The sequence below is a fragment of the Streptomyces sp. SPB074 genome (assembly GCF_000154905.1).
Lineage (GTDB): Bacteria > Actinomycetota > Actinomycetes > Streptomycetales > Streptomycetaceae > Streptomyces.
In genome coordinates this window covers 4,044,922-4,056,282 of the sequence record NZ_GG770539.1, presented here as the reverse complement: position 1 = coordinate 4,056,282, position 11,361 = coordinate 4,044,922, and the positions used below count along the sequence as shown (strand labels likewise).

Annotated in this window: 10 protein-coding genes; 5 read left to right on the top strand and 5 right to left on the bottom strand. The window is 75.4% G+C overall.

The window, feature by feature from the left end:
- Window positions 1-57: 57 nt before the first annotated feature.
- Together SSBG_RS16885 and SSBG_RS16880 are read right to left on the bottom strand one after the other, a co-directional pair.
- Complete coding sequence (locus tag SSBG_RS16885; protein WP_086023062.1) at window positions 58-2,406, bottom strand: PQQ-binding-like beta-propeller repeat protein; 2,349 nt, start codon at window positions 2,404-2,406, stop codon at window positions 58-60.
- Between the two features lie 293 nt (window positions 2,407-2,699).
- Window positions 2,700-3,464, bottom strand: coding sequence for a VOC family protein (locus SSBG_RS16880; RefSeq protein WP_037869989.1), 765 nt, complete (start codon window positions 3,462-3,464; stop codon window positions 2,700-2,702).
- Between the two features lie 272 nt (window positions 3,465-3,736).
- On the opposite strand from SSBG_RS16880, the gene SSBG_RS16875 reads away from it, so the two are divergent.
- The 3 genes from SSBG_RS16875 (at window position 3,737) to SSBG_RS16865 (ending at window position 6,612) form a co-directional block, all read left to right on the top strand.
- Complete coding sequence (locus SSBG_RS16875) at window positions 3,737-4,384, top strand: TetR family transcriptional regulator (protein ID WP_008747305.1); 648 nt, start codon at window positions 3,737-3,739, stop codon at window positions 4,382-4,384.
- A 174-nt stretch (window positions 4,385-4,558) separates the two neighbouring features.
- Window positions 4,559-5,263, top strand: a complete 705-nt coding sequence (locus SSBG_RS16870; RefSeq protein WP_008747304.1) for a pyridoxine/pyridoxamine 5'-phosphate oxidase — start codon at window positions 4,559-4,561, stop codon at window positions 5,261-5,263.
- Window positions 5,264-5,463: 200 nt separating this feature from the next.
- Entirely contained in the window at window positions 5,464-6,612 is a 1,149-nt protein-coding gene (locus tag SSBG_RS16865) for a flavin-containing monooxygenase (protein ID WP_008747303.1), read from the top strand.
- Window positions 6,613-6,676: 64 nt separating this feature from the next.
- Here SSBG_RS16865 and SSBG_RS16860 read toward each other — a convergent pair whose 3' ends face one another.
- The gene (locus tag SSBG_RS16860; protein WP_008747302.1) at window positions 6,677-7,996 is read right to left on the bottom strand and encodes an MFS transporter; all 1,320 of its coding nucleotides are present in this window, start codon (window positions 7,994-7,996) and stop codon (window positions 6,677-6,679) included.
- A 70-nt stretch (window positions 7,997-8,066) separates the two neighbouring features.
- Here SSBG_RS16860 and SSBG_RS16855 point away from each other — a divergent pair, with 70 nt between their 5' ends.
- Window positions 8,067-9,212 (top strand): GlxA family transcriptional regulator, encoded by a 1,146-nt coding sequence (locus tag SSBG_RS16855; RefSeq protein WP_008747301.1) that lies wholly within the window; start codon window positions 8,067-8,069, stop codon window positions 9,210-9,212.
- On the opposite strand, the gene SSBG_RS16850 is transcribed toward SSBG_RS16855, so the two are convergent.
- Both SSBG_RS16850 and SSBG_RS16845 read right to left on the bottom strand, forming a co-directional pair.
- Window positions 9,143-9,610 carry an ATP-binding protein gene (locus SSBG_RS16850; protein WP_008747300.1) on the bottom strand — a complete coding sequence of 156 codons (468 nt, stop codon included), beginning with the start codon at window positions 9,608-9,610 and terminating at the stop codon, window positions 9,143-9,145. The two genes, SSBG_RS16855 and SSBG_RS16850, sit on opposite strands and share 70 nt — an antisense overlap.
- A gap of 458 nt (window positions 9,611-10,068) precedes the next feature.
- Window positions 10,069-10,443 carry an STAS domain-containing protein gene (locus tag SSBG_RS16845; RefSeq protein ID WP_008747299.1) on the bottom strand — a complete coding sequence of 125 codons (375 nt, stop codon included), beginning with the start codon at window positions 10,441-10,443 and terminating at the stop codon, window positions 10,069-10,071.
- 407 nt (window positions 10,444-10,850) lie between these two features.
- Here SSBG_RS16845 and SSBG_RS16840 point away from each other — a divergent pair.
- On the top strand, window positions 10,851-11,361 hold a 511-nt coding region (locus tag SSBG_RS16840; protein WP_008747298.1), incomplete at its 3' end, for a sigma-70 family RNA polymerase sigma factor.

Here is an 11,361-nt window from a genome sequence, read left to right as displayed (position 1 = left end):
CCCGCCCGGCAGCCCCGGCAACCCCACCGCCCCACCGCCCCGGCGGCCCGCCGGGGCTCAGCCGCGGCCCTGCGCGGACTGCGTCCCCGTCCCCTCCTTCGCGTCGAGCGCGTACACGCAGCGGTCGCCGCTGCACGCGTAGACCACACCGCCGCGCACGACCGGGGAGCCGGTCACCGCGCCGCCGGTGAGGAGCTTCCAGCGGAGCTGGCCGCCCGAGGCGCTGAGCGTGTAGAGGCAGTTGTCGGCCGAGCCGAAGTGCAGCAGGTCCCCCGAGGCGACCGGGGCGCCGACGATGTCGCCGCCCGCCTGGAAGCGCCAGGCGGGCGTGCCGTGCACCGCGTTGAGGGTGTACATGCCGTTGCCGGAGGCGACGTGGACGAGGCCGCCCGCGACGAGCACCGGGTCGACGGAGGAGCGGGCCTCGGTCGCGATGCGCCAGCGGTCGCGGCCGTCCTCGGCGTCGAGCGCCCACACCGCGCCGTGGTAGTCCGCGACGTACACGCCGCCGCCCGTGACGGCCGGTCCGGGCGCGAACGCGGGCGGGCTGAGGAAGACCGCCGGGGCCTCGAACTGCCAGCGCACCCGGCCGCTGTGCGCCTCGATCGCCAGGACGCGGGTGCCCGCGCACACGTAGACGCTTCCGTCCGCCGCCGCGGTGACGCGCGGCGGGACACCGCCGCAGGCGCTGACGTCGCCGACCGGGTAGGACCAGCGCTCGGTGCCCGTGCGGGCGTCCACGGCGCGCAGCCGGGCGTCCTGCCACAGGTAGGCGGTGCCCTCGTGGAGGACGGGGGCGGCCTCGGCCGTCTCGAAGTCGGTCTGGAGCCCGCCGGCCTCCCAGAGCCGTTCACCGCTCGCGGCGTCCCAGCCGCGTACGGTGCCGCCGCGGCTCGCGGTGAGCACGGTGCCGCGCCCGGCGGCGAGCGCGTAGACCCAGCCGGGCGCCGCCGCGCGCCAGATCTCGGCGCCGGTGCGGGAGTCGAGCGCGTGCACGCCGGGGCCGTCGGAGGCGTGGATACGGCCCTGGTCGACGGCCATGACGAGGGCGACGTCGCGGGTCTTGAAGCGGCGGCGGCCGGTGGCGACGTCGAGGGCGTGCACCTCGAAGGACGTCACGTACACGAGGTCGTCGGCGAGCACGGGCGTGCCCCACACGTCGTTCGACATGCGGAACCGCCAGGGCCGCCACGGCTGTCCGGGGCCGCCGGGGCGCGGCTCGGTCGCGGCCGTGGTGGGCGGGGCGGCGACGGGGGCGCGGCGGTTGGACTCGCGCGTCCACCGGGAGGCGAGGGCGAGGTGACCGGCCTGGCGTTCCGCCTCGCCCGTCGCGCGCGCCTCGGCCAGGCGCGGGCCCTCGCGGACCGGGACGCGCGTGCCGGGCAGCAGGACCTCGGGCTCGGCGGCGTGCTTGCCGGGCTGTTCGGGGACGACGGGCTCGACGGCGGGCCGGGGCGGCACGGGCGGGCTCGGCGGCACGGGCCGGGGCGGGGCGGGCTGGCGGGGGCCGATGCCGGTCCTGCTCTTCGACTCGATGAGCGCGACGGCACGCGGCGGCAGCCACGCGGAGGCGGTGCCGCTGTCGTCGGCGCCCGCCGCGAAGAGGTGCGGCGACAGGGACGCCTGGAGGTCGGCGGGGCTCGGGCGCATCGCCGCCTCCATGCCCATGCACGACTCGATGAGCGGTTGCAGCTCCTCCGGCATCCCCTCGGTGTCCGGGCCCTCGCGCAGCAGCATGAAGACCGTCTCGACGGGGTTGGCCCCGTGGAAGGGCGCGTGGCCCGTCGCGGCGAAGACGAGCGTGGAGCCGAGCGAGAAGACGTCGCTCGCGCCCGTCACGCTGCGGGAGTCCTTCGCCTGCTCGGGGGACATGTAGGCGGGGGTGCCGACGGCGACGTTCGTCATCGTCAGGCGCGTGTTGGAGACACCGGAGGCGATGCCGAAGTCGATGACGCGGGGGCCGTCGTGCATGACGAGGACGTTGGAGGGCTTGAGGTCGCGGTGCACGAGCCCGGCGCCGTGGATCGACTCCAGGGCCTCGGCGACGCCCGCGGCGAGCCAGCGCACCGCGTTGGCGGGCAGCGGCCCGCACTCGTTGACGATCTCCTCCAGCGAGGGCGCGGGCACGTAGGCGGTCGCGAGCCAGGGCACGGCGGCGCGCGGATCGGCGTCCACGACGGCGGCCGTGTAGAAGCCGGACACGGCGCGGGCCGCCTCCACCTCGCGCGTGAAGCGCACGCGGAAGAGCTGGTCCTGCGCGAGTTCGGCGCGCACCGTCTTGATCGCGACCCGCCGCCCCGAGGCGGACCGCGCCATGTACACGAGGCCCATGCCGCCCGCGCCGAGCCGCCCCAGCACCTCGAACTGCCCGATGCGTCGCGGATCGTGCTGTGTGAGCTGGTCCATCTCTTCCTCAGCCGCCTCCCCGTCCGGGACCACGAGCGCGGCACCTGCGCAGCGCCCGCCCCGGTGCACCGCCACACGGTGCCCCCTGATTGTTCCCTCCGAAACCCGCCCTGGCTAACCGGGGTGGCGCCCCGGAGTGTCCTGGGCTATGCGCACGGAGCCGTCCGGAGGGGCCGCGGCGGGGCCGCGAAGACGCCCCGGCCGCTCCCGGCGGCCGTAGGGAACCGCTCCCGGCGGCGGTACGCGCGCCCGCCCCCGTGGTACGGGGGTTTTGCCCCCGCCCACGGTACGGGCTACTCCGCGACGACCCCGAACACGGCCCCCTGGTCGTCGGCGAGCTCCGCGAACGTCCCGTACTCCGTCTCGCGCGGTCCCTCGCGGAGGCTGCCGCCGAGCCCGAGGGCGGCGGCGGCCGTCGCCGCGCACTCCTCGACGCGGAACCGCACGAGCACGTGCGCGGGCAGCTCCGCCGGTACCTCGCCGGGCTCCAGGACCGCCCGCCCGAGCACCGCCGTGTCGATGCCGGGCGCGGCGTCCCCGGGCGACCACAGCCGCGTCCCGCCGGGCCCCGGCACGTCGTGCCCGACGTAGCCGAAGACGTGCTCGTAGAAGGGGTCCACGGCGGCGCTGTCGCGGGTGCGCACCTCGCTCCCGGCGTACGAGCCCGGCGCGGTCAGCTCGCGGAAGCCCTTGTCGGTGCCGGGCTGCCAGAGCCCGAACACGGCCCCGTCCGGGTCTGCGGCGAGGGCGCCCACGCCCAGGTCCCCGACGGCCCGGGGCCCGCTGATCGCGGTGCCGCCCGCCGCGCGGACGCGGTCGAGGAGACGGCGCGCGTCCGGGGTCGCGAAGTGGACCGTCCAGGTGGTCGGGAGGCGGCCGTCGGGCTTGCGGTAGAGCCCCGCGACGGGGTGCGGGCCCACGTACGCGTACGACTCGCCCGCGCCGGGCGGCTCGCGGAACGTCCAGCCGAACAGCGCCCCGTAGAAGCGGCGCCCCGCGGCGGCGTCCGGCAGCGCGCAGTCCGCCCAGCAGGGCACGCCCTCGGCGAAATCCGGCATCCCGACCACCTCCCGGCACACGTCCCTGCCACGCTATTCGCTTTTACCGATTCCCGCATCCCGGCGCGGAGAACCTGATTGGCGGGTCCGGCATATTCCGCGCCCAAGGGCCTCCGGAATTTCCGGTCCAAGATCCCCCGAAAACGCATCACCCCCTCTTCTCCCTTTCCCGGCAGGGGAATTGAGGGGCCGCAGGGCGAGTATTCCGGGAGCCGCTCCCCATTTGCAGTCGGCCGAATAGCGCGACACGCCGGTCTCGGTAAGCTGACGGCATGACAGCACACGTACGCACCGTCGACGGCCGCGTGGCCGGAGAGCGCGGGCAGGCGACGCGTCAGAAGCTGCTCGACTGCCTCAGCGAGATGCTCGGCTCATCGCCGTACCGCGATGTGAAGGTCATCGACGTGGCCCGCAAGGCCGGCACCTCTCCCGCCACCTTCTACCAGTACTTTCCCGACGTGGAGGGCGCTGTTCTGGAACTCGCCGACGAATTGGCGAGCGAGAGTTCCGGACTGTCGGATTCCCTGACGGGCCGCAGCTGGGCAGGAAAGACGGGCTGGCAGACCGCTCAGGACCTCGTGGACTCGTTCATGGACCTGTGGCGAAAGAACGAGGCGCTGCTGCGGGTCGTCGATCTCGGCGCGGCCGAGGGCGACAAGCGGTTCAGCAAACTGCGCGTCAAGATCCTCGGTTCCGTGCATTCCTCGCTCATGACGGCGATCAAGGATCTCCAGTCGAAGGGACGCGTCGACAAGGACGTGAGCCCGGCGGCGACGGCGGGCGCGCTCGTCACGATGCTCGCGGGCGTCGCCTCGCACCAGAAAGGTTTCTCCTCCTGGGGCGCCAAGCAGGCCGAGATCCGGCCCGCCCTCTCCCAGCTCATCTATCTCGGCGTCACGGGGCGCAAGCCGACCCGGTGACCGCGCGCGGCCGAGGCGGCGGGTGACCGCCGTACCGGCCCGCGCGGCGGTGACCGCCGTACGCAGGACCGCAGTACGGGCGATCCGCCCGGCCGGGCCGCCGCGGGCGGCCACCCTGACCGGCCGAGCGCGCCCGTGACCGGCTCCCGTCCCCGGGTGCCGCACAATCGGGCCATGTCCGCCAGCGCACACGACGACGCCGTCGACCCAGGCCCCGAAGCGTTCCGCGCCCTGCTCCACGAGCAGCGCGTGTGGGACCCCCGCCGCACCACGCTCCCCGCGCTCGACCCGGCGCTGATCCCGGGCCGCCCCGTGCCGCTCCTGCGCCGGTGGTTCGCCGAGGCGGCCGACGCGGGGGCGGCCGAACCGCACGCGGTCTCGCTCGCGACAGCCGGGGCGGACGGCTTCCCCGACGTCCGGATCGTCGTGCTGCACGACGCCGACGAGGACACCGGCTTCTCCTTCGCGACGCACGCGGGCAGCCACAAGGGCCGGCAGCTCGCCGAGCGCCCGTACGCGGCCCTGTGCTTCTACTGGCCCGTGCTCGGCCGCCAGATCCGCGTCCGGGGCGCCGTGGCCCCCGCCCCGCACCACGCGGCCCTCGCCGACCTCCACGCCCACTCGCCCGGCGCGCTCGCCGCCGCCCTCACCGCGCACCAGAGCGAAGCCCTCGACTCCCTCGCCACCCTCCGCACGGCCGCCGACGCCGCCTGGGCCCGCGCCCAGCGGGAGCCGGACGCCGACGCACCCGACTGGACCCTCTACCACCTGGACCCCGAGGAGATGGAGTTCTTCCAGGGCGACCAGGCACGACGTCACGTGCGGGTGCGCTACGAGCGGGTCGCGGACGGCTGGCGGCACGAACTGCTCTGGCCCTGAGGGGACCCCGAGGCACCCCCGGCGCGCCCGCACCCCCGGCGCACCGCGCCCCGGCCCGCCGCTCCCGCCCCTCGCCTCACATGCCGGGCGGGAGGGGGCCGGTCGTCGTGCGCAGGCGTCCGGGTCGCCGTGATCCTTTCGCAACCGGTTTTGTTTCGCGCCCGGTCACAAGCGTCCGGGCGGACACTACTCTCCGGTACATGTCCGAAGCCTCGACCGCCGCGCGCTCCCCCGTCTACGTCATCGGGGCGGGGCCCGGCGGGCTCGCCGTCGCCGCCTCGCTGCGCCGGCGCGGGGTGCCGGCCGTCGTGGTCGAGAAGGCCGACCGGGTCGGCAGCTCCTGGCGCGGGCACTACGACCGGCTCCATCTGCACACCACGCGCAGGCTCTCCTCGCTCCCGGGGCTGCCGATGCCGCGCCGCTTCGGGCGCTGGGTCGGCCGGGACGATGTCGTCACCTACCTGGAGAAGTACGCGGAGTTCCACGAGCTGGACGTCCTGACCGGCGTCGCCGTCGAGCGCGTCGAGGCGCGCGAGGGCGGGGGCTGGCTGCTGCGGGCCGGGGGCGGGCGGGTGCTCGAAGGGCGCGCGGTCGTCGTCGCGACGGGCTTCAACCACACCCCGTACGTGCCGGACTGGGCCGGTCTGGAGGGGTACGGGGGCGAGGTGCTGCACGCGGGAGCGTACCGCGCTCCGGAGCCGTTCCGGGGCAAGGACGTCCTCGTCGTCGGGGCCGGCAACACGGGGGCCGAGATCGCCGCGGACCTCGCCGGCGGCGGGGCCGCGCGCGTGCGGCTCGCGGTGCGCACTCCCCCGTACATCCTGCGGCGTTCGACGCTCGGCTGGCCCACGCAGCGCACCGGCATCCTGATCCGGCGGCTGCCCGTCCGGCTCGTGGACCTGCTCGCCGACCCGGTGTCCCGGCTCTCCGTGCCGGACCTGAGCGACAAGGGCCTCCCGCGGCCGGGCGGCGGGCTCCTTTCGCGCGCGCGGCGGGGCGCGATCCCCGTGCAGGACGTCGGGCTCATCGCCGCGATACGCGCCGGGACGGTCGAACCGGTCGCTGCCGTCGAGGGGTTCGCGGACGGCGAGGCCGTGCTCGCGGACGGCACGCGGATACGCCCCGACACCGTCATCGCCGCCACCGGCTACCGGCGCGGCCTCGAACCGCTCGTCGGCCACCTCGGCGTCCTCGGCCCCAACGGGCGCCCCCGCACGCGTGGTTCGCGCCCCCTGCGGGACGCGCCCGGCCTGTACTTCACCGGCTACACCAACCCGATCAGCGGCACGTTGCGCGAACTGGCCCTGGACGCGGAGCGCATAGCGTCCCGCATCGCCAAGTCCCGCTGATCGCGAGCGGAACCGGGGCGCGCGGGCGACGGCCCGCCGCCCGCGCGGGCCCCGCGGCCCCAGCTCAGGCCGCGCCGGAGGGCGGGCCGGAGAGCGAGAGGCGGGAGCCCGTGGCGGCCGCCCGCAGCGCGAGCACCATCAGCGCCGCCCCCGCGCACAGTCCCCCCGACGCCAGCCACACCACGTCGTACGAGCCGAAGGCGTCCCGGGCCACTCCCCCGAGCCAGGCGACGAGCGCCGCCCCGAGCTGGTGCGCGGCGAGGACCCAGCCGAAGACGATCGCGCTGTCCTCGCCGTAGTGCTCCCGGCACAGGGCGACCGTCGGCGGGACGGTGGCGACCCAGTCGAGGCCGTAGAAGACGATGAAGAGCAGCATCGGCGGCTCGTCCCAGGCGCGGAGCAGCAGCGGCAGGAAGAGGAGGGAGAGGCCGCGCAGCGAGTAGTAGACGGCGAGCAGGCGGCGGGCGGGGAAGCGGTCGCTGAGCCAGCCGGAGGCGACCGTGCCGACGACGTCGAAGAGGCCGATCACCGCGAGCAGCGAGGCCGCGCCCGTCACCGGCATCCCGTGGTCGTGCGCGGCCGGTACGAAATGCGTCTTGACGAGGCCGTTGGTCGAGGCGCCGCAGATCGCGAAGGACCCGGCGAGCAGCCAGAACGGGCCGGTGCGGGCCGCCCGCGCGAGGACCGTCACCGCGCGCCGCGCCGCGCCCACCGCGGGCGGCGGCTTCGGTACGAACTCCCCCGCCCCGTACGGCGCGAGCCCCACGTCCGCCGGGTGGTCGCGCAGCAGCAGCCACACGAGCGGGACGACGGCAGCGGCGGTGAGGGCCACCGTGACCGAGGCCGGGCGCCAGCCGTGGTGCTCGATCATCCAGGACAGGAGCGGCAGGAAGACGAGCTGGCCGGAGGCGCCGGCCGCCGTGAGGATGCCCGTGACGAGGCCACGCCGGGCGACGAACCAGCGGTTGGTGACGGTCGCGGCGAAGGCGAGGGCCATCGAGCCGCTGCCCAGACCGACCAGGACCCCCCAGTACAGGACGAGTTGCCACGAGGTCGTCATCGTCACGGTGAGCGCCGAGCCGCCCGCGATGACGAGGAGCGCGAGCGCCACGACCCTGCGGATACCGAAGCGGTCCATGAGCGCGGCCGCGAACGGCGCGGTGAGCCCGTACAGCGCGAGATTGACCGAGACGGCGAAGCCGATCGTCCCGCGCGACCAGCCGAACTCGCCGTGCAGCGGGTCGATGAGCAGCCCCGGCACCGACATGAAGGCGGCGGCGCCGACGATCGTCACGAAGGTGACCACGGCGACCCACCAAGCCCGGTGCACGCGCGGCGCCCTGGCGGGCGAGGGGTGCGGCGCGAGGTCCTCTGTCTGCGTCATGGGCTCAGCCTCGCGCGCCCGCGCGCCCGCGACCATTGGCCGGAGGGACACCCTTCGCTAGGATCGGGCCATGCCCGGCACCCCCCGTCCGCACCGTGTCGTCGTGCTCGCCCTCGACGGCGTCCTCCCCTTCGAACTCGGCATCCCGCAGCGGATCTTCGGCCGGGCGCGGGACGCGAGCGGCGCTCCGCTCTACGAGGTCGTGACGTGCTCGACGCGCCCCCCGGGCCCGGTGCGCGCCGAGGCGGACTTCACGATCCTGGTCGCCCACGGGCCCGAGGCCCTGGCGCACGCCGACACCGTGCTGATCCCCGCGAGCTACGAGCTGGGCCCGGTCCACGAAGAGGGCCGCCTCACCCCCGAACTCACCGCCGCGCTCGGCCTGATACGCCCCGGCACCCGCCTGATGTCGATCTGCACGGGCGGTTTCGTGCTCGCGGCGGCCGGGCTCCTCGACGGCCGGCCCGCCGCCACGCACTGGAGCTCGGCGGACCGCTTCCAGCGGCTCTTCCCGCGCGTCGCCGTCGACGCGGACGTCCTCTTCGTGGACGACGGTGACGTGCTCACCTCGGCGGGCGTCGCCGCCGGGATCGACCTGTGCCTGCACGTCGTACGGCGCGACCACGGGGCCGCCGTCGCCGCCGACGTCGCCCGGCACACCGTCGTACCGCCCCACCGCGAGGGCGGCCAGGCGCAGTTCATCGCCCGCCCGGTGCCCGCCGAGCACGGCGACTCCACCGCCCGGGCGCGCGCCTGGGCGCTGGAGCGGCTGCGCGAACCGCTGCCCCTGCACCGCCTCGCGGCCGAGGTCGCGATGTCGGTACGCACCTTCACGCGCCGTTTCCGCGAGGAGACGGGCGAGAGCCCCGGCAGCTGGCTGACCCGGCAGCGCGTCGAGCACGCCCGCTACCTCCTGGAGACGACCGCGCTGCCCATGGAACGGGTCGCCGCGCACTGCGGCTTCGGGAGCGCCCAGTCCCTGCGGCAGCACCTGCGCGCCACGCTCGGCGTCACCCCGACCGCGTACCGGCGCACCTTCCGGGGCGGCGGGGGCGGGGGCCGGGACGGGCGCGAGGACGCCGGGGGGCGCGGGGACGGTGGCGGACCGGGGGACGCTGACGGGGGCGGCCCGGCGGGTGGCCGTGCTCAGGCCGGGGAGCGTCCACAGCCTGTGGACAGCGCGCGGGCGGCGAGCAGACAGGCGGCGGGGGCCTGACGGTCCACCTCGCACCAGATGCTCTTCCCGGCCCGCGCCGGGCTCCAGCCCCAGCGGTCGGCGAGGCAGTCCACGAGCTCCAGGCCGCGCCCGTTGGTGTCCGCCTCGGCGGCGTGGCGCGGTCGCGGGGCGCGCGGGGACTCGTCGCAGACCTCGACCCGTACCGTGCTGACGGCGGGCCGCGGGATGTCCGGGAGGCACATGCGCAGCAGCGCCGGGCGGCCCGTGTGCACGACGGCGTTGGTGACCAGCTCGGAGACGAGGAGCACGAGGGTCTCGGCGACCGGCTCGTCCGCTCCTATGCCGGAACCCGCGAGCCGGGAGCGCACCCATCTGCGGGCACGGCCCACCTCGGCGGGATCGGGGCCGATTTCGAGCTGCACCTCAAGCACCTGCACCGCTCACACCATCCGAACCGGCGGACACGGGGGTCCGCTGCCGCTGTGCACTGTGGATCACCGAGCGTGATCCCGGAAAGAGACAGCATGGTTGACGTTCTGTCACCCCAACAAGCGCTTCGGACATATTCCCGCGCGAAGGAGTACGTCTGAGGCATACTGTGCGACGCGCTGCGCGGGGAGTCGAACAGGCCGCCGCGTCGGTCCGCGCTGCTCGGCCCCCCAGGGGACCCGGTACCACTCGCATTGCACCGAAGGTACCGGAGTGATCGACCGGCTTCGCGCGGTGACGACGGGGAGTCGGCGCCCGCCTCCCATCCCCGCAGGACAGCGCCGCTAAGCGCGCACGTGTTCACCAGGTGACGCGGCTTTTCCGGACCGCCCGGTACGGACGGGGCACGGCGCGGGGGCCGGGTCCGCCCGGAGCCCGGGAGCGCGCGGGGCCGGGTCCCGGCGGTTCACGCCGTGAGCGGGCTCACGTCCTCCAGGAGCGCGGAGCGGACGTCCGGGTACACCTCGAAGAGCCGCCGGACACCGAGGGCCGCGAGCACCCTGCTCACGTGCGAGCCCTCCTCGGCGCCGCGCGCGGGCAGCACGATCCGCAACCGCCCGTGACAGGAACGCATGAGCCGCCGCGCCGCGATGAGCACGCCGACGCCGCTCGAATCGCAGAAGTGCACCTGGGACAGATCGAGCACGACGCTGTGCCGCCCGCGCGCCACCGCCTCGTGCACCCGCTGCCGCACGGACGGCGAGGAGACGAGATCCATCTCTCCCGCGACGCGCAGCACGGCCCAGCCGTCCCGCTCCTCGTCGGTGACCTGGAATTCCACGTCCTACGCCTTCCGCTCGACTTCCGCCTCCGGACTCCGGAAGCTCCCGTTCCGCTTCTGCTCTTCGGTGAACCCGCCGCTACCCCGGGGACCTTCCCCGAAACCGCCGTGTACGCCGTCACACTTCCGCCGCGCGCCCCCCTGCGCCTGGCACCCCTGGTGAAGGACGCGGGGAGGGGCGGACCGGTTCACCGAACTTCCCCACTTCTTTCGCGTGCGAGGGCGAACCGGGCAATTCGTCCGCCCTTACCATCTCCAGGCTCGCAGAGGGCGCACATTGCCGTAAAGGAGCGCGTGGAAGCACGGGGGCCCTTACATTCGGGGCGCGACAGGGGATGATGGGCTGAACAGTGGTGCGAAGCCGGTCCCCGGGGAGCGCACCCGGAGAGCCAGGGGGTCTTCGGCCGATGGAGGAGGCGTGCCACCGCGACGCGCGGCTGCGGGAGCGGCTCGTCCGCGGGGAGGCGGCGGCACTCGGCGAGCTGTACGACCGCTTCGCGCTGCTCGTGCACGGCCTCGCCCACCGCGTCCTCGGCGACGACCAGGCCGCCGCGCGGGTCACCCACGACGTCTTCGCGCGCCTGTGGGAGGCGCCCGAGCGGTACGAGCCCGCGCGCGAACCGCTGCGCTCCCACCTCGCGGCCCTCGCCCGCGTCGAGGCCGTGCGGCGCCTGCGGCAGTCCGAGTCGGAGGCGCTCCTGGGCGCCGGGGCCGGTACGCGGGAGGGGCGGGCCCGCGCCGACGCGGCCGAGACCCGTGTCCACCGGGCCGCGGCCGCCGCCCGCGCGGACTACATCGCCCGCGCGATGCCGCGCCCGTTGCGGGAGGCGCTCGACCAGGCGTACGCGCACCGCAGGAGCTACCGCGAGACCGCCGCCGGTCTCGGCATCACCGAGGAGGAGGCCCGGCGCCGCCTGC